Genomic DNA, 23,755 nt, shown 5'->3' on the forward strand with positions numbered 1-23,755 from the left:
ACAATAGATTGGAGTTAACTCTGGATTTTGCCACTGATAGCACCTGCACTGGCCGAAGATTCAGGACGCTGACCATGCCACCCGAAATGGCCTTACTTCTGACCTTCTCCAATCACTCTTCTGTGATAGGTATAACTTTTACGTGTCCACAAACCACTGAAAAAGCTCCGGTTTAGGAGATACCGATTATCGGCTACATTCAAGAGGTCCTTTGACACACCACTCTCGAAGTAGGCCACCTCGACATGCTTACCCATGTTCTTTACAGCTTGAAGAGCGTAGGCAAAATCAGAGTCACCGCTGACAAGCACTGCCACATCATAGAAGTCGTTCCAGGCAAAATATAGCAGGTCTGTAGCCAACATAATATCTATACCTTTCTCAACAGGGATACCCTGTGCCACTTTGGTACTCCCTAGTCGAACCTCTAGATATGGCGTCTTGCGCAGGGCATCAAAAAAATCCTGTTGCTCTCGATAGCTATCAGGCCGTTGAGTCGGATCCTGTAAGACATTGTAATAATATGTTCGGAATAAGCGCCTGGACCCACATAGCTTATTGGAGAATTCAGAGAAGTTGAGGTTGTGGCGTCCAAAGTTACTTCGTAGACCGTGATATAGATTGCTTCCATCTATGAAGATGGCGACTCTATCGTCCATAACATCCTCCCTTGCGAACTGCCGCTAACTTTTGACTACTGATATTATACCATCGTATGTTGACAAACGTATATCATGCAATCTGACTATTTGTTACCCGCCCTCACCCATTAAGTACGGCTATTAGCAATTTGTTGTGGTTCTTTGCCTGCTGCATGGCGGGCTCTAGCGCGCTGGTTCTGTGTCAGCAGCCGCTTACGCAACCTGATGTTTTTAGGTGTCACCTCAATAAGTTCGTCATCGCTGATCATGCCCAGAGCTTCTTCAAGGCTAAATTTCACTGGTGGCGTCAACCTAATGGCAATATCGGCTGTTGAAGCACGGATGTTGGTCTGTTTTTTCTCTTTGGCAACGTTGACTGCCAGGTCACTTCCCCGCGAATTCATCCCCACTATCATGCCCTCGTATACTGGTGTGCCTGGCTCAATGAATGTTGTACCTCTTTCCTGGGCATTGTTTAACCCGTAAGTAACTGCAGTACCGTTTTCAGAAGCTACCAGCATGCCGCTACGGGTCGAGACGATATCTCCATACCATGGTTCATATCCCAGCAATAGTGTGCTCATAATGCCTTCACCCCGGGTGGTAGTTAAAAACAGGCTGCGGAAACCGATTAGACCACGCGTGGGGATGTGAAACTCCAGGCGCACATTACCCTGTCCGTCGTTGCGCATATTGGCCAATCTGGCCTGGCGCGTGCTCAAAGTTTCCATAAGAGCACCTACATATTCCTCGCGCGTATCGATGGTCAGCTCTTCCACAGGTTCCATAACCTTGCCATTTATTTCTTTAGTTATAACTTCCGGCTTTGAAATTTCAAACTCGTAATCCTGGCGTCGCATAGTCTCAATAAGTATTGCTAAGTGCAGCTCTCCTCTGCCAGATACCAGGAAAACATCAGGGGTTACGGTATCTTGAACCCTCAGGCTGAGATTTGTTTCCAGTTCCCGGTAAAGCCTTTCACGGAGTTGCCTTGAGGTGCAGTATTTCCCTTCTCTGCCGGCGAGCGGTGAGGTATTTATACCGAACATCATTTTTAATGTAGGTTCGCCTATCTCTATACGAGGTAAAGCATCCGGCTGGTCGGTGCTGGTTATGGTGTCTCCTATGCTTACTGTTTCCACGCCGGTTATAGCCACAATATCGCCTGCGGTTGCCTCCTCCTCTTCCGGTTGGTCGAGACCCATGAAGGTGAACACCTGGTTCACTTCGTAGTTCTGCGTGCTGCCATCGCTCCCGATAACAGCCACCTTATCATGCGGCTTAACGCTGCCGCGGTAAATTTTGCCGATGGCCAGCTTGCCTTTGTAGCTGCTATAGTCCAGGTTGGATACCAGCATCTGGAAAGGTCCGGACTCGATGCTGGGTGGCGGGACCTTGTGCAGTATAGATTCGAACAACGGTATCAGGTCCTGACCTTCCTTCTCCGCGTCGGTGGAAGCCGTGCCGTCCCTGGCGCTGGCGTACAGTACTGGAAAATCAAGCTGGTCAGCGTCAGTGGCTAATTCCAGAAACAGGTCCTGAGTCAGACGGACCACCTCGGCAATCCTGGAATTTTCCCTGTCTATCTTATTAATGACCACAATCGGCTTCAGCCCCTTATCCAGCGCATGTTTTAGCACGAACCTGGTCTGTGGCATAGGTCCATCGATGGAATCAACCAGCAACAGACAGCCGTCTGCCATATTCATGACTCGCTCTACTTCGCCGCTGAAATCAGCATGACCCGGAGTATCTATGATATTTATCTTTACGCCGCGATAGGTTATCGCTGTGTTCTTGGCTAGAATGGTAATGCCTTTCTCCCGTTCCAGTGCATTCCTGTCAAGTATCAAATTGCCCACCTGCTGGTTATCACGGAAGATTTTGCTTTGCTTCAGCATCATATCGACCAGGCTTGTCTTGCCGTGGTCTACATGGGCGATTATGACTATGTTTCTTAAATCATCTCGATAATTCAAGGTAATTCTACTTTCTCCGCATTGTATAGGCTTACCAGCACAGCTATTTTAGAGTATTTCATACTGTTAAAGCGAATCCTCTCTCCCCCGGCGGGAGTTGTAGGGATGGACCTTCAGGTCCGTCCACCTGTTGTTTGCGGGCGGGCCTAAAGGCCCGCCCCTACATTGCGTATATCATTATGAAGCTCCCTTTACCGCTCATTCTGAGCCTGTCGAAGAATGTGCGTCCTTACGCGGAGCAGATGCTCCGCGGTACCCATATCTCAATAAACCTCCATAATCTCCACAAATCTATGTAATCTTTAGTAATTTGGATATTTGAATTTATTTAGGATTTAGAAATTAGGATTTAGGATTTGATTCATAAGTGGTAAAATATAAGCTAGACACACTTTAATTGCGGGAGATGGTGGTTTGTTACTGGAATTAAGGGTCAAGAACCTTGGAATCATTGAGAATATAGGCTGGAACCTGAGCCGCGGTCTGAACGTCATCACCGGCGAGACAGGTGCCGGCAAATCACTACTCATCGATGCCGTGGAGACGCTGCTGGAAGGGAAAGTGGGCGAGGAGGTTATCCGCCATGGCAGCGACGAAGCCCACATCGAAGGTGTTTTCGCCCTGCCCGAGACTGAATATCTGACGCAGCTCAGGGAACTCCTGGACGAAAATGGCTTGAAATCAGATGAGGATAATCTGGTTATCAGTTGCGAATCCAAAAGGCACGGGCGCGGCATTGTCAGAGTCAACGGACGTGCCGTTACCAGAGGCATTCTACGCCAGATCGGACGCCTGCTAATCGATATTCACGGCCAGAGCGAGCACCTGTCTCTCCTCGATACCAAGTATCACCTGGATTTCCTGGATGGCTACGGTCATACCCTGGAGCTGCGGCACAGCTTCACCGCTAAAGTGGCAGAGCTTCATAAACTGGAACAGGAGCTAAAGTCGCTGGTTGAAGCCGAGAAAGATGCCGCTCGCCGCCAGGAATTCCTGCGCTTCCAGCTCGATGAGATAAGAAAAGCTGAGTTGCGTCCCGGTGAGGAGGAAGAGCTGGAAAAAGAACGGACTCTACTGTCTTCGGCTGAGAAGCTGAAGGCAATGTCTTATGAAGCCTACCAGGCGCTGGGCAGGGAAGATGCCTCGCGTGCTTCAGCTCCGGCTCTGGACAAATTGAATGAAGCGCTGGCAGTTATGAAGAAGCTCGTAGAGCTGGACCCCACGCTCAGCCAGCAGTTAAGTTCCCTGGAAGACGCGGTGTACCGGGTCGAGGAGGCGGCGCGGGAAATCAGCGCTTACAGCGGCAGGTTAGAGCAGAACCCGGAGCGGCTGGAAGAGGTGGAGTCGCGTTTTGAGGTTATAAAAAGTCTAAAACGGAAATACGGGCAGACCGTCACTGACATACTGAGCTACCTGGAGAAGACTGAAAAAGAGCTGGAGGGAATCTCCCGTTCTTCGGAGAGGCAGGCCGAGCTGGAGAAGCTGCGCACTGAGCTCAAGGTGGAGATGGGCAGGATAGCCTCCGAGCTCTCGACAGCGCGCTCAGCGACGGCGGAGAAGCTGGTTGCCGAGGTGAAGAAGGAGCTCCAGGATTTGAGCATGTCGCAGGTTGAATTCCAGGTGTCCATAACCCGGGAGGAAGCTGAAGAAGGTATTCCTCTACCTGACGAAAAAACTTACGCTTTTAACAACGAAGGCGTTGATGTAGTTGAGTTTATGGCATCGACCAATCCCGGCGAGCCTGTCAAGCCTATAACCAAAATCGCCTCTACAGGTGAAATCTCCCGTTTTACCCTGGCGCTGAAATGTGCTCTGTCGGAGGTTGATAGTATCCCCATTCTCATTTTCGACGAGATAGACATCGGTGTCGGTGGACGTAGCGGCGAAATTATTGGCAAGAAGCTGTGGGCATTAGCTCAGAATCGCCAGGTGATTTGCGTAACTCATCTTCCACAGATTGCTGCTTATGCCGACGCCCATTACAACGTTCACAAGGAAGAGTCAGGCGCTCGGACTGTCAGCATGCTTCAGTCACTTGAAGGCGAGGCTCGTACCCAAGAGATTGCCGTCATGCTTGCCGGTCCGCAGTACACTGAAGTTTCCCTGACCGATGCCCGCGGCGTGATACAAAGGGCAAAAACCTGGAAGCAAGACCAGCGCCAGGGCTCCTGATATATAACTTTTAGTACAGCCTTTGCCCTGCTAGTGATGTTTTTCCGCTTCAGCTTTCTCAGCCTCGGCCTTCGTCTTATGCACGGTCTTGTCGGGATGGTTAGGAGGAGAGTATATGGTGTATAACTTCAGTTTTGTCTTACTCGAACTGTTTATTACATTATGGTGCGTGCCTGCCGGAACTATGACAGCATCGCCATTTTTTGCCGAATGCCTCTCTTTTTGATTGAAAACAAAAATTGCTTCGCCTTGTTCGATGCGAAAGAACTGATCAACATTTGAATGCACCTCGTTACCGATCTCTTCACCCGGTTGTAAACACATTACCACAAGCTGAGCGTACCTCCCCGTAAACAATACTTGCCTAAAATAATCATTACCTAAAGTTCGTTTTTCAATTGGTCCCACATATCCTGCCATCCGTTCGCCTCCTAGATAATTTCGTTAATGACATAACATTCTGTCAGCTAAATTTAGCACGAGCACCGTCCGCCCGTCAACAGTGGCCCTGACCGATGCCCGCGCCGTGATTCAAAAGGCAGAAGCCTGGAAGCAAGACAACCGCAAGGTCGCTTGAAAGAACAAAGCCTCTCATATAGATAGCCCACCGTTTGCCCAAATTAACAAATTCAATCGCACATTATGGCTGTTTGTTACTTTATCCAAATGAGGACCGTCTCCACGCTTCCAACTCTGACTGCAAAGCATCAATGTGTTCGTCAACAAGGACTTTCGCGAGTTTGAGGTCATCAAGGGCACATGATACCCGATACTCCGAGCCTCCGATCTGACTTCCAAAATACCACATACCCTGATTGACTGCCTCAGAGCTGACGACACTCTTCTCTGCTTCTTGGACAATCCACATTGCTATCTCTTCGTCAGGCATCTGCCTCCCCATGAGTTGTTCAGACACACGCCTTACCCAGGTATCTATCGGCTGCAGTAGGTGCCGGTCTTTTGAAGGCAAGATATGATAGAAGGTTGCAACATCACGTAGAAAAAACGAGGCTATCTTATTCCCAATTCCGTTAATTTCATTTGATAACAGCTGATGAACTGTCCGAAGGTGTTCCCGTTCTAAATTTTGTTTAGCGTACGCAATTATGTTGGTTGATTCGCCCCTTCGCGAGAGTGCTACCAGAAATTCCAAAGCGGACGACCGGGAGGTTCTTGACGTCCTTGACGTGCCCCTGTATTTACGCCTATATTCTGTTTCCTTCGGACATAGCGGGTTGTTAGCGTAGTTCAAGTCAGTATTATGAAGACTGGTTGAAAATTTCGCCCACAGTTCACTTGCCACATCGGGATTTGCCAGTGTGAAGCCGCTCTCTCTTATCTTGCGAAGTGCAGCACAGCCTGCATGGGCAAAGTTGCTCGGAGCCCCCTGGCGAGCAAAAGCATAACCCTCCAGAAATATACTCAGGGCGTCCCAGTCATTGTCATCGCGATCAGGGTATTTGCTCCAGAGAGGCCTAAGGAATCTTCCATCATAGAGGCAACTTAATCGGGCAAAAAACTGCAAGACCATAGATGCTTTATTCACCCACCCACTCCCGCACTATCTTCTTAGGGCGTGTAGCACAATATTACGGCAATGAAAAATGAAAATCAAAACTGCATTGACTAACGGTACGACTCTTATAGCCAAGGGGCATAGGTTTATACGAAGACAGTATGGATATACTACTTTATCATGTTTGGTTGTATAATTGTTAAGGAAGGAGATAACTAATGGGGAAGAGAGTAACTGCTAAAACGTGGAAGGAAATGACTGTTGAGGAAATGGACAAATGGTGGAATGAGCTGATCAAAGGAGTTAACTTCAACAACCATGAAGAATCCTATAACTTCCATATGAATTTCCCCGACTGCTTGATCTGTGGTGAAATACCTACTCATTGGATACCGACAAAAGATGATGGCTGGTTAATGCCGGCGTGCGATAAACACTTTAATAATCCTAAGATAACAGAGAAGCGATGGGCTAAAGCCAGAGCAACACGAGAAGAGATCGCAGAAGAAATGGCAGACTTGAAATGTCATAAATGCGGTGGAATGCCTGTTACTGGCTTCATACCCGCCAATGAAGCCGAAGGCTGGATCACACTTGATGATAATGCCCCTGATTGGATACCACTGTGTGATGAGTGCAGCCTAGCTCATATCAACAGTCTCACGTAATATCTAGCCAATTACAAAAATCTCTTTACCTCAAGCTGAATTATACAATTGGCTAACATAGATTCATGCTGTTTTGTTAGCCTGTAGCGATAAGATAGTAATTGGAAAAAAACGAATGCACAAATTTGGAAAGGTTGTATTGAGCCGAAAAGGCTTTGATTCTAGTGCTGGGGGAGATTACTCACCATTTGACCCCCAGACTGGTAAATATGTTGTATTACCGATTCCAGATGGTGAAATTGGGAAAAATATTGGTAATAGAACAAGATATGAACAGATTAAAATCGAACCAAATTATTTACCCGGAATTGACGCCGAGACTCTAAAGGATTTGATTAACTCTAAGGCGCTTGGTTTTGGTAATAAAGTCAAAGAAGGCATCACTAAGAAATATGCCCATTTCGATCCTTGGCTTGGGCCATGTCCGTGGTTAGCAGAAGGTTCAAATCATCAGGTAGGTGCATTTGGCCAGGTAGATAGCGCACAAGCGCAACTACAAAACCAAGGCGTAGATAAAGGTAGTCTCTTCTTGTTCTTTAGTCGATTCAAGCCCATAGGTAAAAACAGTGAGAAAATGATTGTTACTGATATCAGTCCTGAGCACCTCGACGGAGGATTGTATTTCATATACGGGTGGCTTAAGGTCAAAAAAGTTATCCAGCAATACGAGGATATTGATGACCAGAGCTTACGGTCACGGCACCCTCATGCCACTAAAAAGTATTTTGAGATGCATGCACACAAGAAGAAGGGAAAGAACACCCTATATATCGCCGACGATTTTCTGTTCAATGACGGTAGCAATTTACCTGGTTGCGGCTATTTCCCTAGATTAAACAAAGACCTACTTCTTACTGCCTCTGCTCAGGAAACAGAAACATGGATACCCAGCCGATGGAGACTACCAGGCTTCTTGTATGAGAAATGTCTCTCAGTGATGAAAGGTAAAGGACGGCTTTGTAACGATGACTCAGGCTCATATCTTGTAAAGACGTCTGGGCGATGGCAGGAAGCAGTCTTTGAAGAAAGCGAAGAGTTTTGCCAATGGTTTTACAGACTGCTCGAATCAATTGCTGACAACGTATAGTACCTGTGGCATGCAATTCGCCACCATGACTTCCCTCTGATAATAACAACATGACGAAGTGCTACTCCATTGGATGTGCTTTGAAGAATTGCCAGATTACTTCGCTGGCGTTGAATTCCCTGGACATCTTGCCAATCACAGATTCTGGCTCTTTGGCGCGGGGATCTCATCCCAAGTTCGCCCCTCAAGTTCTCGGCCTGATTTCCTCTTACTTCTTCCTCCCCACTGCTTGAAGAAGAAAGATATTCCCACGTTCTGGCATTTATCCCGTATGTCGAGTACCCAAGACATTTCCATTTTCCTAGGCCGAGGACCAGACTCACCACCTACGATTACCCAGTCAATTCCTTCCAGATTAAGGCTAGGTATAGGTCCGAGGAGAGGTTCCAACGAGAGAAATTTGACTTTTGCCCCTGTATTACGAAGATGGTCTATTCGGAATGTATAATCCTCATTCTCGACGCTAACGCCCATCCAGACGTTTTCGGCCCAGGGCAGTTTTGAATCTAACTCAACCAGTCTCTCAGTTCTCTTGGTTAATATCTGATAATTGTGCCAGCGAGCTGTTTTCATAGTGTCAAACGCGCTTAAAATAAACTCTTCAGAAACTTCTTCATGGAACAGGTCGCTCATCGAATTCACGAATATCATTTGTGGCTTTTTCCATTTGAGTGGGAGGCTGAGCAACTGATAATGCATGGTGGACTTGAATCCATTGGCGTATCTACGGTGGCCCATTGCTTGCAGTCTTAATGCCATGCGCTCCGCATAGCAGTTCTTGCAAGCGGGACTGACTTTACTGCAGCCAGTCACCGGGTTCCATGTCGATTGTGTCCATTCTATTGACGATAACGCGGCCATAAAGCAATGCCTACCTAGTGTACTTTTTGAAAATATCTTTAACTATATCTTTAACTATTTTATCAGCCACCCATTGTTGAGAAGCGAAGAAAAGGTAGTATATGACAGAACCCCGCGAGTTGCGCATCGCAAGTGGTTGCGGCACGTATTCGAATCCCGCGACTTCGAGTAATCTTTTTCGAAAAGCTTGCGCAATCGTCTTATTGGTCATCTTTAATTCCTTGTCCCCTCCAAATAGACTAGGTACTTGGCTATAGGCAACAGTTCTCCAGGATTCGTCACCCCAATATGCATTCATGCGCTCGATATCCGCCCTGTCCACACCATCGACATTTCGCCAGAATACATTACGATTCATGTCTGCTACTGGGAAGTTCAGGAACATATCAATAGTTTTCATTTGTCCAGCAGTCTCTATTACTTGCCAGTTAAGATGAAGACCATACGGATCAAGGAGACAAAGGCCCCTACGATAATCCCTGTACTGCACTTTTGGGAATACTTCTTTGAGTAATTTCTCATTGCAGTCGCCCTCGTAGATGTGGACCTCAGGTCTGTGCGATGTATTCTTTGTCAGTTCTGAGACCTTGGAACTATCTATGTCAATGAAAAAGTACTCTTTAAAAGGAGGGACAATCTCAAGGGCGATTATTGGACTTCCAGGTATCAAATCTCCCGTCCGCCTAGAAATATGCCTACCAGCTCCAGCAAAGGCATCGATGTAAACGTGATATAGGTTTGTATTAGTAAGAATCGTGGAGTATGCCTGTGCGTATTGTCGCAGGATGTCAAGCTTGATTTCTGACCAATAGCCGATTCTGTCTAATTTCAAGCCCATGTCTGGGGCACATTATAGCCTCAATAGTAATACGCAACAAGCTCGGCCGAGTAAATGAGGCAATGCTACTTCATCGGATGTTCTTGGAAGAATTGCCAGATTACCTCGCTGGCGTTGAATTCCCGGGATGTCTTGCCAATCACTGATTCCGGCAGGTACTGTAAGCCGCCGGGCCAGGTATGCCCGTCGCCAGGGCTCCCGAAAGAATATATGGCTAAGGTGCCTGGGATAGACAGAATATAGCTACGCGATACGATGTTTTGTTACCCGGCAAAATGTCTTTCTGTTACTAATCCTATCATTTGGTGATATGCGCCGTCGTAATTGACCTGGGGAGCGGATGTATTTGTTATCTGGCGGCAGCGGGCTCCGAGTAATCAAAGCCTTGCAGTTTCCGGCGCTCCAGTTTTGCCTGGAGAATAAGCTCAAGAGCCCGGACCTTGGCTGTATCGGCACCGGTGATAAAGGTTAAGGCATCGCCGTTTTTTTCAACACGTCCGGTGCGGCCGATGCGGTGCGTGTAGGCATCCGTGGTCTCAGGCATGTCGTAATTTATGACGTGCGAAATACTCAATACGTCAATGCCGCGGGCGGCGATGTCGGTCGCTACCAGGATTTTAACCGAGCCGTCACGAAAGCCATCGATGGCAGCCTGACGCCTGCCCTGAGTCAGGTTGCCCTGCAATGAGGTGGCTCTGAACCCGGCTCTTTTCAGCTGCTGCATGACACGCTCGGTGCGGTGTTTGGTACGCGTGAAGACAAGTACCGACTCCGTTTCGATGTGCCGTAAGAGCTCTATCAGCAGCGCAGTCTTGCGATGCTGCTCAACCGGGTACAGCGCGTGCGATACCGTGAGTGCCGGCGCCGTGCGGCCGATTTGAACCGTAACCGGCTGGTGCAGGACATCCTGGACCAGACGCCGGATATCGTCAGGCATGGTGGCCGAGAAAAGGAGCGTCTGGCGCTGTTTGGTGAGACATTTCAAAATACTACGAATGTCCGGCAGAAAGCCCATGTCAAACATCCGGTCCGCCTCGTCGATAACAAGAACTTCCACATGCGATAAATCGATTGTGCCCTTCCAGATGTGGTCCAGCAGGCGGCCGGGACAGGCAACAGCTATTTCGACCCCGTCGCGCAGCCCCTGCATTTGTTGCTGCATGCTCACCCCACCGTAAATAGCGATGCTTCGCAGTCGGGTTTGACTGCCCAGGTCAGTAATAGCCTCGCAGGTTTGCTCAGCGAGTTCACGCGTGGGCGAGATTATGAGAGCATTGACCCGCCCCCTGGGGGACTGCAGCAGACGCTGCAAAATGGGCAGCACGAAGGCGGCTGTCTTGCCGGTGCCGGTCTGTGCCAGGCCGATGACATCACGGCCCTGCATTATGGGAGGGATGGCTCTAACCTGGATGGGTGTGGGCGTAGTATAACCAAGCGCTCGCACACCGGCTATAACGCTCGGATGAAAATTAAATGCTTCGAAATTCACAAAAACTCCTTGAAAAGTTATTTTTAACTGATTGGTGTCCAATTTGGGAGAGGCGATTCAACTTAGGCCTGGTGTCCTTGCTGTCTTTTGTTATGATAACGGCTAACTCTCTTGCTATTTAAGAACCATTTATCTTTGTTGTCCGAAAGGGGAAGAGCCGAGATAACTTCAATTACCCGGCCACCTATTTCTTTGCCTTTGAGGTTGAAAACTGCGGCTTCGCCTTCTACCTTCGAGTCCATTTCAACAAAGGCATATAGCCGCGGTTGTCTGCTGCCGGTGTATTTGTCATTTATGAGGCTGACGGATTTCACCTGCCCGAAAACCGAGAATTCCCTCCGGAGCTCGTCTTCGGTCAACTCAAGCGGTAAGTTACCCACATAGATATTCATGATGGAACCCCCTAGCGCGGTCCTCTATTAGCCTGCTGCCGTCTCCGCCGGGCGCTGTTTCTTGATTTTATCCGGTAAGCGTCTCTCTTGGACACGAAGCGGAGATTGGCTTTCGCCTCACGCATGATTCCACTTAGCTGCACCTGCTTCTGAAAGCGACGCAGCAGAGCATCCTGGGATTCACCCTGACGTATCTGTACTTCTACCGACATAATAAATCACCTAATTCTAGTCAGACTAGTAAACTGGCCAGCCGGGCCTGCGCACGGCCTAAAATCTGGCCTGAGGAGCTGTAGCAACTGTTTACGTAGTGTCCTGATTTCCTTGCCTGACGGCAGGAGGGGCAGCGTTTGGGCTCGTTAGTAAAGCCTTTGGATGCGAAAAACCCTTGCTCATCAGTGCTGAAATTGAAATTAGTCCCGCAAGCGGTGCAGTGGAGCGTCTTGTCCTGAAAATTCATTGGATACCTCTTCTCTTCTAAATTTTAGTTAGAGTTCGGTCATCCAATGCTTAAAATAAATCTGAGCGGATTCTAAGAAGCTTGTAACAACCTAAACTGGAACTACTTCAACCATTATACGCTAAAACGTGCCTTATGTAAAATTTCTGCGGGGTCACCTGTACTCCGGGCTACTTTTTACAGTGTGCTACTTCCCTTTGTAGTAACAAAATGACGGAACGTTACTCCATCGGATGTTCTTTGAAGAATTGCCAGATTACCTCGCTGGCGTTGAATTCCCGGGATGTCTTGCCGATAATTGATTCGGGCAGGTACTGTAATCCACCGGGCCAGGTGTGCCCGCCACCTTCTATGGCGTAAAGAACCACTTCAGCGCCACCTTCGCAGCCTCCGTAGACTTCCGTCCGCACTGTGGTGCCATCGGAGGGGTCTTTGTCCGGCAGTTGTGTGATAACCGGCGATGAGGAGCACTGGTTCTTCTCAACCCAGAATTTGACTGTATCGGCTACAGACAGGACTACCCCGTATGTGTTTCTCCCCAGGCGGATTTCGCCACCTTCCCAGCGCTCAAGGGGGTCGTCGGTCCCGTTGATTATCAAAACTGGCATCGGCCGTGATGGCGACCATACTGGCGCCTTGTTTACCGGTATGTTGCTGGCAACAGGAGAGATAGCCGCTATTTTCTGGGATAGTTCGCAGCCAAGGCGGTGCGACATCATGCCTCCGTTGGATATGCCGGTTACATAAACCCTTTTGGCATCAATATTCAGTTCATGTGAAAGTTGGTCTATCAGAGCAGATATAAAGCCGACGTCATCAGTGTTTTCAACGTGGGACTGCCATTGTACCCCCCTGCCGTCGTTCCAGTGCTTTCCGAAGCCATCAGGGTAGACAATGATGAAATTCTCTCTGTCGGCAACGGCATTGAAGCCGGTGAGTTTGACCATGCCCTGGCCTGTGCCTCCGCCGCCGTGCAGCACAATGACCAGCGGGGTCGGTTGGCTCGGGTCATAGGAACTGCTGATGTGGACGCTGTAGGTGCGTTCCAGCCCTCCACTAACGATTGATTCCGAGTAATCATGTTTTACCGTACTGGAATAATCGGTGCCGGGCGTACAGCTAAAGCTCTGCAAGGCAAAGACCAGCACCAGAATCAGGAAAACCAGGCAGGATAATCTTTTTGTGTTCATTATTTTGCTCAATTTCCCGCACTTTAAATGTCTGTGCCGCCTTTGTCAAGCTCTTAACAGCAAAAATTGCCAATCAGCGAATTGAGGTGTAAAATGCCATAATGCCTGGCGCAGGTAAGCCAGGATATGGCAGGTACCCTTCATCCAAAAGAGGAGAAAAAAATGTCTGCGAAAATCTCCAACAATTATGATGTCATAGTAGTTGGCTGCGGGATAGCCGGGTCGGTTGTCGGTGCCATATTATCAAATATGGAACATAAGAAGGTTCTCATTCTTGAGGCTTCGTCGCAGATTGGGGGGCGTGCTACATCATTCCGCGGAGAAGGTATTATAGATGCCGACGAGTTCCGTAAAACGCTGGCGCTGTCTGCTCACTCCTGGGTTAGTGATAGGACTGAGCCTGATCTGCCCACGCTGATAAAGAAGAAGATGCTTAATGGATATGTCCTCGAAGCTGGTGGCAGGGGCGCCTGGTACACCAACCGGGGACGTGTAAGCCATGCCCTGGCACTGTTTAATAAGGCTTCGATTTTCTATCCCAACGTAGGCTTTGTGTGGTATGACCATGACTGGAAGCCTTACATCGTGGGCAGGAGAGAGAAGTATGGCTGGATGAGCGATGAAGATTACGCTGAGATGGTGAAGGTCCATAAGCGCAAGTTCCTGGTACGTACCATAGCTGAAGCTGAAAAACTCGACCATGTGACCTTGAAAGATTGGGTGGAAGGGATAACTGAAAGCGAACTGGCACAAGAATTCCACTATGCCATGGGGACTTTCCAGACAATCATTAATGACCCGGCGCTAAACGCTGCTGGAGAGAATTTGAAGGTATTTTTACAAGTCCAGGAAACTGGTGTGCATATTACCAATGGTTCCTGGGCTTTCGCCGGGGCACCCGGGCACCGTTTCATTACCGAGGGTTTTGCTGCCGTGGTCAAAGACGCTGAAGGCGACATAGTTACAAATGCTAGGGTCAAAGAGGTTATCATCCATAATGGAAAAGCGGCTGGCGTTGTGGCTGAAATTGATGGTAAAATCATGGAAATAAAATCCCCCGTGGTAGTCTGCACTGCCCCGCCAAAGGCATTGCTGAAAATCTTGCACGAGAGCCTGCTACCAGCGGATTTTGTTAGATTAACTAAAAAGATAATACATACTTCTATGGTTGCCGGCCAGTTCGGCATGACTAAACCGATTAATACTTTCTGTGAGCTTGAGGTAGACCCCAGGTCTTTTTACCATACCTCGATGTTGATTCCCGAGAGCGAAGGGCTGTTCCGGGGCAATGTTCCACTTGACATAGTGGCTATGTCTGCAATTGCACCCACAAGTGCCCCCGAAGGCAAGCATCTGCTGGGTATGGCCAGCAGTATCCTGGATACCGAAGCCCATGATAAGAAGAAAGTGGATATAGTGATTGACAGGATGTTGAAGTTTGCGGATACTGTATTTTCGGGCTGGCGAAAATCGCTGGAGTTCATGTTGTTTGCCGTTGGAGATACCTGCATACTGTGGCGGCACCCAGAAGATGAGTGGGTGGATGTGAAATGCCCCACCGTCGAAGGGCTGTATTTTGCCGGGGATACATACGGCAAACGTCTTAACGAAGGGGGCATCGAGGGCGCTGCCCACTCCGGGTTTATCTGTGCCAGCGCCATAGCCGGCAAGGACTACCTGCAGCTACTGCCGCCGGTCTTCCGTTGACCGGAAGCTTAATATATATAAAGATTGGAGGTTAGTGTGTTTAAAATCAGCTACATTGTTCTAGCGGTAATTCTGATGATTGGAGTGATGATGACAGGATGTAATGCAGCCCAAGCCAAGAATGGCGATACCGTTCAAGTGCACTATACTTTAAAACTGGCAGACGGAACCGTATCTCAGTCATCAATTGGGAGTGAACCTTTGGAGTTTACTTTGGGTGCAGGTCAGATGATTCCTGGGTTTGAAAAAGCTGTTCTGGGTATGAAAGTTGGTGAAAAGAAAACCGTTATCATCCCATCAGATGAGGCCTACGGACCATATCGTGATGACATGATGCTGGAAGTATCCCGAAAAGAACTTCCCAGTGGCATAACTCCGGAGGTTGGCCAGAGATTGGGGATGAGGCGACCGGATGGTGGAACAAGCCTGGTCACTATTATCAGTGTCTCTGACAACACGGTCACTTTAGATACCAACCATCCTCTTGCCGGGAGAGACCTGACTTTTGAAATTGAGCTGGTAAAAATACAGTAAATTGTCTAATCGCCCTTTAGGTATCATCACTCAAATCAACCGAAATCGAAGGGAAAATAATGAAGATTCTGGCTATTGTTGGCAGTCCCAGACCTGGAGGGAATACCAGCTACCTTGTTGACCAGGCGCTCAAGGAAGCAGCCACCCACGGTTTTGAGACGGAGAAGATTATTTTGACTAAATATCGAGTAAGCCCCTGCGATGGGCATGAGAACTGTGCTTCGTTTTCAGCTTGCAAGCATGATGACGATGCCCCTATGATTCTGGATAAATTTATTAGCGCAGATGGAATCATTCTGGGCAGTCCGGTCTATTACTATAATATGACGGCTCAAATGAAAGCCTTTGTCGACCGAAACTATTTCCTCTACACCCACGAAATTTCCCCTAAAATGTTTTGTGCTGGTTTGATTGTAATTGGTGGTGGGGCTGGTCTGGAGCATACCGTCAGGGCATTGAGACGGTTCGTGAAGCTATCCGCCGATATTCCCGATGATAGGATAGTAACGGTCACCGGGTACGCCAGCAAACCTGGCGAAGTAAAAAGTAGCCCGTCCTTAATCGAGGAAGCGCGAAAGCTGGGCGGGCGGCTGGCGGAGATATTGACCTCGGCCCACAGCCCGAAATCAGTATAGTTGCCTTTCTTTTCGTTACCTTTTCGGTGAGCTTAGTTGAATTTGTTCATGGCGGCGGTTATGCCTTCAGTTAAGATACACTCGATAGCCTTGGCGACTTTGGCAATAGCTGGCTTGACTATATCATCTTCCCGTGGGGTGAAGTCGCTGAGCACGTAGCCAACTATAATATCCTCGTCGGTGATGGCTGTCCCGTCCTCTGTGGTCGGGCGGCCAATGCCTACCTTAATGCGGGGGAAGTCTTCGCTCCCCAGGACCGAGATTATTGAGTTTATTCCTTTGTGGCCTCCAGTGCTGCCACCGGCGCGGAGGCGGAGCTTGCCCAGAGGCAAATCGAGGTCGTCGCAGATTACAATCAGGTTATCTAGCTGGATTTTATATTTGCGCATCAGCCGTCCAACCGCCTCGCCGCTGAGATTGACAAAAGTCTTGGGTTTAGCCAGAAGCACTTTAAAGCCGGCTATTTTACCGCTGCCGGTTTGGGACAGGCATTGGTGCTGCTTCACGGGGATGGAGTGGAGCTTGGCTAGGTGGTTCAGGCAGCGGAAGCCGATATTGTGGCGGTTGTGGGCATATGCTTTGCCCGGGTTGCCTAGTCCTACAATTAGATTCATATTGTTTTTCAACCCCTCACCCTGCCCTCTCCCCTGTCGAAGGGGAGAGGGGAAAGAAGTATTGTGAAAGGGGCTGCGCCCCTTTCAATCCCCCTGTCGCCTGAGGTGGGGCTAAAGCCCCGCCGCTAAATTGTTTGTTTTTAATCCCCTGTTATTTTAGTTTGTTTTCCGACCTTTTCAAAAGCTCCAGGAACTCGGACTCGGTGAGCGTTTTTGTGCCCAGCATCTGGGCTCGTGCCAGCTTAGAGCCGGGGTCCTCGCCGACCACCAGGTAGTTGGTTTTTCTGGTGACATCGGAGCCAGCTTTGCCACCCAGAGCTTTGACCCTGGCTTCGGCTTCCGGGCGGGCCGAGGATTTCAGCGTGCCGGTGATGACGAACTCGAGCCCTGCCAGTGGCAAGTCCTTAGTCCCAACTTTTTCCGCCTCCAGCTTTACGCCGGCCTTTCTCAGCTTCTCAATGATTTTTTTATTCTGTCCCTGGCGGAAGAAAGCTACTATGCTGTCGGCAATTTTGGGGCCGATGGAGGGAATTTCCTGGAGTTTTTCCGGCGTCGCCCGGGCTAAGTCATCAAGGCTGGTATAATGCTCAGCCAGCAGCTCAGCCGTCTCATCTCCGATATTGGGTATGCCTAAGGCGAAGATGGCCCGCGGCAGAGGTCGGCCTTTGCTCTTTTCAATGGAGTTGAGTATGTTGGCGACGCTTTTTTCTGCCAGCTTTTCCATGTTGAGTAGCTGTTCCCTTTTCTCGTTGAGACTATAAATGTCGCCGACATCTTTTATCAGCCCGGCTTCGAACAGCGCCTGGGACATTCTCTCACCGACGCCTTCAATGTCCATAGCGCCGCGACTGACGAAGTGCTTGATTCTCTCCAGCGCTTGGGCGGGACAGGCGGCGTTGGTGCAGCGGTGCATGGCCTCGCCCTCAGGTTTTATGACCTCAGCGCCACATACCGGGCAGGTCTTGGGCATGTGGAAAGCCTTTTCCTTGCCGGTGCGGCGGCTGACGATTGGCTCGACTATCTCGGGTATCACCTCGCCGGCCCGCTGTATGACGACCCAATCGCCGATGCGGATGTCCTTGCGATGGATGTCCTCTTCATTGTGAAGTGCGGCGTGCTTGATGGTTACTCCGCCTACTTGGACAGGCTCCAGTATGGCATAGGGGTTAAGGCTGCCCGTCCGCCCCACATTTATGCCGATGTCCAGAAGGCGAGTGGTGCCTTGAACGGCAGGGAATTTGTAGGCGATGGCCCATCTCGGCTCGCGTCCCACGTATCCCAGCTCAAGCTGGAAGGGAATGGAGTTTATCTTCACCACCACACCATCGGCCTCATAAGGTAGTGCCTCTTCATCCTTAACCCACTTTGCGTAGTAGTTCTTCACTTCATCGATGGTACGGCAGAGGGCGATATTGGGATTTACTTTGAAGCCCAGCGACTTCAGGTATTGCATGATTTCCCAGTGAGTTTCCGGGACTGCCTTGCCTTCAGCCCAGCCCAAGCCGTAGATGAAAATATCCAAAGGCCGCTGAGCCGTAATCCTGGGGTCTAGCTGCCTTACCGAGCCGGCGGCGGCGTTTCTAGGATTGGCAAAGAGAGGCAGGTCCTCCTTAGCTCGCTCCTCGTTCAGCTTCTTGAAGCCAGTTTTGGGCAGATAGACCTCGCCCCTGACCTCAAACCGTGGTGGTGCTTCCTTAGGCACGGAGAGTGGTATGCTCTTTACAGTTCTCAGGTTTTGAGTGATGTTCTCGCCGCGGAGGCCATCGCCACGGGTGGCGCCGACCTCAAGCAGGCCGTTAACGTAGGTCAGGGCTACCGCCAGGCCATCGATTTTAAGCTCGCAGACGAAGTCGGTGTCGCGACCGCCCACAAGGTTGGAAGCCCGTCGGTACCAGGCCTCAAGCTCTTCATCGGAGAAAGCGTTTGCCAGGCTGAGCAGGGGCTGAGGATGCTCGACAACGCCGAAGGCCTCAACCGGTGCAGCTCCTACCCGCTGAGTGGGCGAGTCAGGTGTGATGAGTTCGGGGTGTGTTTCCTCGAGCCGCGTAAGCTCACGCATAAGCTCATCGTACTCAGCATCGCTGATTTCCGGGCTGTCCAGCACGTAGTAGCGATAGTTGTGGTGGTTAATCAGCTCCCTTAGCTTATTTATCCTCTGTTTTGCCTCAGCTATGCCAGCCATAAAAGCCTCATTGATAGTATAGCACGTTGTAAAAACAGGATTAAATATGCAGCGGTGGGACTATAACCGGCTCAATGTCATCAAGAGCGCGGTCTCTGTTTTTTGTGGCATTGCGAGCGAAGCGTGGCAATCTCCCGTTGTCCATTCCCCACAAAGATTGCCGTGTCGCTAGCGCTCCTCGTAATGACAGTGGAGGTGAATTGAGTTTGCCACGGCACTTTATACCTCGCAATGACAAAAAGGCGAGTGTTTTGGTTATTGGTATTTTGGGTTTTGCATCTGTTTAGTGCTTAGGGATTAGAATTTAAGATTTTTATAATGTGTGGGAGCAGGCATACAGTCCTGAGATCCGGATAGATATGAACTTATGTTATTGCCAACTGACCCTCCCTATGCCATAATCTTGGCATGGGCATTGTTGGAGGCGAGATATGGTGAGGATAATAGATTTGAGCGTTCCCACGGAAGATAGTCCCAGCGAGCCGTTGCCGGTGAAGGTAACTCATGAGCCTCATCAGCAGGCTGTCGGTTTGATGAAGATGTTCTTCGGCTGCACCGAGCAGGACTTACCACAAGGGTTGGGTTGGGCTAATGACAGCGTAACGCTGGGGGCACATGCCGGGACTCACGTTGACGCTCCATGGCATTACTTCCCCACTTCTGAAGGAAAGAGAGCCAGGACTATCGATGAGATGCCCTTAGAGTGGTTCTATCATGATGGCGCGGTGCTGGATATGAGGCATAAGCCTCGTGGCTCCGGCATAACAGTGGACGACCTTAAAGCAGCCTTGAAGAAGATTAGCTACAAGATTAAGCCCTGGGACATTGTGATGATACAGACCGGTGCTGACAAATTATGGGGGAAAGCGGAGTATTTTGAGGCTGGCTGCGGTATGACCACGGAGTCCACCCTTTGGTTAATAGAGCAGGGCGTTAGGGTTATGGGAATCGATGCCTGGGGGTGGGATAGACCGTTCTGGGCAATAAAAGAGGAGTTTGCCAAAACTGGTGACAAAAGCGTGCTGTGGGGTGCCCACTTCGTTGGCAAAGACAACGAATATTGCCATATAGAGAAGCTGGCAAATTTAGACAAGCTGTCCAAGCCGTTCGGCTTCAAAGTGGCTTGTTTCCCGGTGAAGCTCACCGGCGGCAGCGCCGGCTGGGCTCGTGTTGTCGCCATACTTGAGGGCTGATACCACCTCGGGATTTTTTTCGCTTTTGCCTGACCGGAGAATTGTAGCGTTGTAAGCACAGTGCCTCACATAATTATAATTATGCCTTGAGACAAAGGCTTCAAACGGCTAAAATTGAGGTTGTTTTTGAGAAGAATGCGGTTATGTATGAGCATGGGGTGTTGCTAACATGGTAGAAACGTTCCTCTGCCCTAAGTGTGGAGAGGAGAATCTTATGAGCTATCGGTTTTGTGCGGCTTGTGGGACGCAGCTGGCTCCAGGGGTGCAGCAGCCGGAAAAGGCCTGCGCAAAATGCGGTTCACAAAATCTCCTAAGTTATAAATACTGCGGCACTTGCGGTGTGAAGTTAGGCAATTGTTGCCCTAATTGCGGAGCCGATGTTCCCGCCGACTCGAGATACTGTCCGAATTGTGCTTATCTTTGTGGCGAAGGGCGATATAATGCGGAGTAGGGGTGAGCCTGAAATGAAGCCTAAACCGCCGCTCTGGTATAAAGTGCAAGCGGTTTTAGGCTGGATGCTTGAGGAAGCTATGCTGGTGGCTGTCGTCCTCTGGGTGCTGCCACATTTGTTCAACATAAATATTCCGCTGCGGGGTCTGGCTATTTTGATGGCAGCTTTAGCCGTACATTCCTACATCATGTACCGGATAGGCAGGCCGACCTTTCTCATGAGGCCGAAGGTGTCTGCTGAGACTATAATCGGCAATGAGGGCAAAGTGACTAAACGGCTGGCTCCCGATGGCTATGTCAAAGTCCAGGGTGTGCTGTGGAAGGCTACGTGTGCTGAGTCAGAGCTGGAAGTCGGCGACGAGATTGTGGTTGTGAACATTGAGGGGCTGAGGCTTATCGTTAGCCCTAAAAGAAGAACACTGTACAATAAAAGGTAGTGGGTCTATTTGGACATAATGTTACGGCTGGACTGATTTTCGGGGGCCTGTCATAATTAGGCTAAATTCTTGAGAGAGGAGGCTTATATGACTGAGCGAGAAGTTATAAACTATTGGAAGGGTCGCTGTTTCGGCTGCTCAACAACGAATGAGCGTGGCTTGAAACTTCGCTTCTGGTTCTCCGAGCAAGGTTGCTTTACCAAGTGTGTGATCCCTGACTACCTATGTGGAATTGGTGGATTGGCTCATGGTGGAATTATTTACCTTCTAATGGACGAGGTGTGTGAGTGGACAATCATCTCTCGCCTGGGGCGGTTTGGAGTCACTCTAGAGATGACAATTCGCTACCTGAACCCGACAGAGGTTAATACCGAAATCGTTGTGGAAGGGCAGATTGTCAGCCATGACGACAGGAATGGTGTCTTACGCGCTACTGTCCATTCTTTAGATGGCAAGCTCCTGGCGGAGAGTCAAAGCAAGTGGATGTTTCCGAGCCTTTCCAGCCTCGCGAAAATCGGAAAAGTGGATGAGTCGATATTGCGTGAATTTCTGGCTAACTACCCTCAGTGATACTCCAGTCTATTACCGATTTCCGATCTTTTGGAATAATGCTCTCTTCAAGGAAAAAACAGGTACTAAATGCTCCTGCTAGAAAAATTTCAAAAGTCCTCTATTTCAAATTGACCCACTACCCAATAAAAAGCCCTATTGACAAAATTAAAGATTCCTGTATAATACAAATAACGATAACTATTATTAATAAAGGCAATGAGGAGAACTAAACAGAAAGAGGCTATTATCGAGGTGTTGAGGGGTACGAACTCTCATCCCACGGCTGATTGGTTATATAACGAGGTGAAGAAGGAGATACCTAACATCAGCTTGGGGACAGTATATCGTAATCTCAGATTGCTATGCCAGAGCGGGGAGATATCAGAGCTGGACATTTGCGGTACTGTGAGCCGGTTCGATGCCAGACAAGATAACCATTATCATTTCAGATGTGAGAAGTGCGGCCAGGTGTTTGATGTCGATGAGCCGGTGAACAAAGAGATTAATGGCAGTATAGCCCGGAAAACAGGCTTCATGGTTGTATACCATAAGCTTGAGTTTCGTGGAGTATGCCGGGAGTGCCAGGATAGTTGATTGTCTGGGAGGTGGTTCATGGCAAAAGCGGTAATAGCACTCGATGAGCAGCAGGTAACCAGGTTGGAGCAGGTCATTATTGACCATGATGAGGAGGGGGCGTGGGAGCTGTTGGCTGAGATAAGGGCGAAGGTCAAGGCAACACAAGACACTCGCTGCGGTGTAGAGAAGTTGAGGAAAGGGGTGCAGTGAGGATTTTGCGGCTAAATTCCCCTCATCTTGACAATGGGTTTGTATGTGCTTATATTTGTGGTAGAACCAGTTGTCGACAGTGACTGGCAGCTTTTTATCTAGTGAGTGACGGGAGGCAGAAACTCCGCTTTCAATGAGACAAACGCCCCCCCTAGTAAACCAAAAGGAGCATGAAATGGCAAAAGAGGTTAAAGTCTATTCTACCACTACCTGATCCTGGTGCATCAAAGTCAAGCAGTTGCTGGACGAAAACAAAGTTATTTATAAGAATCTTGATGTTGCCAGAGATAAGGTTGCTCGTGAGGAGATGCTCAACAAGACAGGGCAATTTGCTGTGCCCGTCATTGACATCGATGGTGAGATTTCCGTTGGCTATGACGAAAAATGGCTGAAGCAGAAGCTGAACCTTTAGATGAAGGGTACGGGCAATGTACGACTTGATGATTATCGGTGGTGGTCCTGCCGGCATGACAGCAGCCGTCTATGCGGCACGAAAGAGGCTGAATGCCCTGTTGCTTAGCAAGGACCTGGGGGGCCAGGTCAACTGGACATTGGGTATAGAAAACTATATGGGCTACCAGATCATCGAAGGTCCGGAGCTGATAAAGAAGTTTGAGGAGCAGGTAAAGCAGTTTCCCATAGATATAAAAACCGGGGAAGGTGTCAGCAGTTTATCCCGAACAAGCGGCGGCTTTGAGGCTAAGACCGATAGCGGTGAGACCTATCAGGCTAAGGCAGCTATAATTGTAACCGGCAAACGTCCCCGCCCCTTAAACGTCCCGGGCGAAGAAAAACTCAGGGGCAGAGGGGTTACTTACTGTGCTACCTGTGATGGTCCCCTGTTTGCTGATATGAAGGTGGCTGTCATCGGCGGTGGCAATTCAGCCCTGGAGGCCGTTGATGACATGGTCAAAATCGCTGAGCATGTCTATCTGGTATCATTGACTCAACTCACCGGTGACCAGATATTAATTGACAGAGTAAAGAGCGCCGTGAACCTGACGATGTTTTTGGAGCATGAAGTTGTGGAGATAACCGGAGAAAAACTTGTGGACGGGATAAGAGTAAGGGATTTGAAAACGAAACAGGAAAGGGAGCTTCAGGTTAGTGGTGTCTTTATTGAAATCGGTCTTATCCCCAATTCGGATTTGGTGAAGAATGTAGTTACGCTTAACCGCCATGGGGAAATCGAAGTTAATTGTAATAATGAGACCAATGTACCGGGGCTTTTCGCTGCTGGCGATGTCACCAGCGTCCCGGAAAAGCAAATAGTGGTGGCTGCTGGTGAGGGGGCTAAAGCAGCCCTTCAAGCCCATCGTTATCTGCAGAGGCTGGGCTGATTATATAAAGTCTTTTTGTAAGGGGTGGTATT

General features: G+C 49.2%; 26 protein-coding genes. 13 read left to right on the forward strand and 13 right to left on the reverse strand.

Annotation, left to right across the window (positions count from 1 at the left end; translation table 11 throughout):
• Positions 1-92: 92 nt before the first annotated feature.
• Both FJ023_01445 and typA read right to left on the reverse strand, forming a co-directional pair.
• Positions 93-659: an NYN domain-containing protein gene (locus FJ023_01445; protein ID MBM4446001.1), complete on the reverse strand. Its 567-nt coding sequence runs from the start codon at positions 657-659 to the stop codon at positions 93-95.
• 110 nt (positions 660-769) lie between these two features.
• Positions 770-2,620 (reverse strand): translational GTPase TypA, encoded by a 1,851-nt coding sequence (typA, locus tag FJ023_01450; GenBank protein ID MBM4446002.1) that lies wholly within the window; start codon positions 2,618-2,620, stop codon positions 770-772.
• Between the two features lie 396 nt (positions 2,621-3,016).
• On the opposite strand from typA, the gene recN reads away from it, so the two are divergent.
• On the forward strand, positions 3,017-4,792 hold the full coding sequence (gene recN / locus FJ023_01455) for a DNA repair protein RecN (protein MBM4446003.1): 1,776 nt from the start codon (positions 3,017-3,019) through the stop codon (positions 4,790-4,792).
• Between the two features lie 30 nt (positions 4,793-4,822).
• Here the strand turns inward: recN and FJ023_01460 are convergent, their stop codons facing one another.
• Together FJ023_01460 and FJ023_01465 are read right to left on the reverse strand one after the other, a co-directional pair.
• Positions 4,823-5,212, reverse strand: a complete 390-nt coding sequence (locus FJ023_01460; protein ID MBM4446004.1) for a cupin domain-containing protein — start codon at positions 5,210-5,212, stop codon at positions 4,823-4,825.
• A 238-nt stretch (positions 5,213-5,450) separates the two neighbouring features.
• Positions 5,451-6,338 (reverse strand): hypothetical protein, encoded by an 888-nt coding sequence (locus FJ023_01465; GenBank protein ID MBM4446005.1) that lies wholly within the window; start codon positions 6,336-6,338, stop codon positions 5,451-5,453.
• A gap of 188 nt (positions 6,339-6,526) precedes the next feature.
• On the opposite strand from FJ023_01465, the gene FJ023_01470 reads away from it, so the two are divergent.
• Positions 6,527-6,976 (forward strand): hypothetical protein, encoded by a 450-nt coding sequence (locus FJ023_01470; protein MBM4446006.1) that lies wholly within the window; start codon positions 6,527-6,529, stop codon positions 6,974-6,976.
• Positions 6,977-7,091: 115 nt separating this feature from the next.
• Positions 7,092-8,063, forward strand: coding sequence for a hypothetical protein (locus tag FJ023_01475; protein MBM4446007.1), 972 nt, complete (start codon positions 7,092-7,094; stop codon positions 8,061-8,063).
• A 135-nt stretch (positions 8,064-8,198) separates the two neighbouring features.
• On the opposite strand, the gene FJ023_01480 is transcribed toward FJ023_01475, so the two are convergent.
• The 7 genes from FJ023_01480 to FJ023_01510 all read right to left on the reverse strand — a co-directional run bounded on the left by FJ023_01480 (position 8,199) and on the right by FJ023_01510 (position 13,293).
• Complete coding sequence (locus tag FJ023_01480) at positions 8,199-8,924, reverse strand: phage Gp37/Gp68 family protein (GenBank protein MBM4446008.1); 726 nt, start codon at positions 8,922-8,924, stop codon at positions 8,199-8,201.
• A gap of 10 nt (positions 8,925-8,934) precedes the next feature.
• Entirely contained in the window at positions 8,935-9,762 is an 828-nt protein-coding gene (gene tcmP / locus FJ023_01485; protein MBM4446009.1) for a three-Cys-motif partner protein TcmP, read from the reverse strand.
• Between the two features lie 349 nt (positions 9,763-10,111).
• Positions 10,112-11,251: a DEAD/DEAH box helicase gene (locus FJ023_01490; protein MBM4446010.1), complete on the reverse strand. Its 1,140-nt coding sequence runs from the start codon at positions 11,249-11,251 to the stop codon at positions 10,112-10,114.
• A gap of 62 nt (positions 11,252-11,313) precedes the next feature.
• On the reverse strand, positions 11,314-11,643 hold the full coding sequence (locus FJ023_01495) for an RNA-binding protein (GenBank protein ID MBM4446011.1): 330 nt from the start codon (positions 11,641-11,643) through the stop codon (positions 11,314-11,316).
• Positions 11,644-11,654: 11 nt separating this feature from the next.
• Positions 11,655-11,855, reverse strand: a complete 201-nt coding sequence (gene rpsU, locus FJ023_01500) for a 30S ribosomal protein S21 (GenBank protein ID MBM4446012.1) — start codon at positions 11,853-11,855, stop codon at positions 11,655-11,657.
• Between the two features lie 20 nt (positions 11,856-11,875).
• Positions 11,876-12,103, reverse strand: coding sequence for a hypothetical protein (locus FJ023_01505; protein ID MBM4446013.1), 228 nt, complete (start codon positions 12,101-12,103; stop codon positions 11,876-11,878).
• A gap of 221 nt (positions 12,104-12,324) precedes the next feature.
• A complete protein-coding gene (locus tag FJ023_01510; GenBank protein ID MBM4446014.1) occupies positions 12,325-13,293 on the reverse strand; it encodes a phospholipase in 969 nt (322 codons plus the stop codon).
• A 126-nt stretch (positions 13,294-13,419) separates the two neighbouring features.
• On the opposite strand from FJ023_01510, the gene FJ023_01515 reads away from it, so the two are divergent.
• The 3 genes from FJ023_01515 to FJ023_01525 all read left to right on the forward strand — a co-directional run bounded on the left by FJ023_01515 (position 13,420) and on the right by FJ023_01525 (position 16,169).
• Positions 13,420-15,000, forward strand: coding sequence for an FAD-dependent oxidoreductase (locus FJ023_01515; GenBank protein ID MBM4446015.1), 1,581 nt, complete (start codon positions 13,420-13,422; stop codon positions 14,998-15,000).
• A gap of 90 nt (positions 15,001-15,090) precedes the next feature.
• Positions 15,091-15,534 (forward strand): peptidylprolyl isomerase, encoded by a 444-nt coding sequence (locus FJ023_01520; protein MBM4446016.1) that lies wholly within the window; start codon positions 15,091-15,093, stop codon positions 15,532-15,534.
• A 59-nt stretch (positions 15,535-15,593) separates the two neighbouring features.
• Positions 15,594-16,169: a flavodoxin family protein gene (locus FJ023_01525; GenBank protein ID MBM4446017.1), complete on the forward strand. Its 576-nt coding sequence runs from the start codon at positions 15,594-15,596 to the stop codon at positions 16,167-16,169.
• A 32-nt stretch (positions 16,170-16,201) separates the two neighbouring features.
• Here FJ023_01525 and FJ023_01530 read toward each other — a convergent pair whose 3' ends face one another.
• Together FJ023_01530 and ligA are read right to left on the reverse strand one after the other, a co-directional pair.
• On the reverse strand, positions 16,202-16,783 hold the full coding sequence (locus tag FJ023_01530) for an aminoacyl-tRNA hydrolase (protein MBM4446018.1): 582 nt from the start codon (positions 16,781-16,783) through the stop codon (positions 16,202-16,204).
• Between the two features lie 151 nt (positions 16,784-16,934).
• The gene (gene ligA, locus FJ023_01535) at positions 16,935-18,965 is read right to left on the reverse strand and encodes an NAD-dependent DNA ligase LigA (protein MBM4446019.1); all 2,031 of its coding nucleotides are present in this window, start codon (positions 18,963-18,965) and stop codon (positions 16,935-16,937) included.
• A gap of 431 nt (positions 18,966-19,396) precedes the next feature.
• Here ligA and FJ023_01540 point away from each other — a divergent pair, with 431 nt between their 5' ends.
• The 7 genes from FJ023_01540 (at position 19,397) to FJ023_01570 (ending at position 23,723) form a co-directional block, all read left to right on the forward strand.
• Positions 19,397-20,158, forward strand: coding sequence for a cyclase family protein (locus tag FJ023_01540; GenBank protein MBM4446020.1), 762 nt, complete (start codon positions 19,397-19,399; stop codon positions 20,156-20,158).
• A gap of 169 nt (positions 20,159-20,327) precedes the next feature.
• Complete coding sequence (locus tag FJ023_01545; GenBank protein ID MBM4446021.1) at positions 20,328-20,609, forward strand: zinc-ribbon domain-containing protein; 282 nt, start codon at positions 20,328-20,330, stop codon at positions 20,607-20,609.
• On the forward strand, positions 20,536-21,045 hold the full coding sequence (locus FJ023_01550) for a hypothetical protein (protein ID MBM4446022.1): 510 nt from the start codon (positions 20,536-20,538) through the stop codon (positions 21,043-21,045). Before FJ023_01545 ends, FJ023_01550 begins: the two co-directional genes overlap by 74 nt.
• Positions 21,046-21,132: 87 nt before the next feature.
• Entirely contained in the window at positions 21,133-21,615 is a 483-nt protein-coding gene (locus tag FJ023_01555; protein ID MBM4446023.1) for a PaaI family thioesterase, read from the forward strand.
• A gap of 198 nt (positions 21,616-21,813) precedes the next feature.
• Positions 21,814-22,191, forward strand: a complete 378-nt coding sequence (locus tag FJ023_01560) for a transcriptional repressor (GenBank protein ID MBM4446024.1) — start codon at positions 21,814-21,816, stop codon at positions 22,189-22,191.
• Positions 22,192-22,558: 367 nt separating this feature from the next.
• Positions 22,559-22,795 carry an NrdH-redoxin gene (locus FJ023_01565; protein ID MBM4446025.1) on the forward strand — a complete coding sequence of 79 codons (237 nt, stop codon included), beginning with the start codon at positions 22,559-22,561 and terminating at the stop codon, positions 22,793-22,795.
• 16 nt (positions 22,796-22,811) lie between these two features.
• Complete coding sequence (locus FJ023_01570; protein ID MBM4446026.1) at positions 22,812-23,723, forward strand: FAD-binding protein; 912 nt, start codon at positions 22,812-22,814, stop codon at positions 23,721-23,723.
• Positions 23,724-23,755: the final 32 nt, after the last annotated feature.

It is taken from the genome of Chloroflexota bacterium (genome assembly GCA_016875875.1).
Classification (GTDB): Bacteria; Chloroflexota; Dehalococcoidia; order GIF9; family UBA5629; genus 9FT-COMBO-48-23.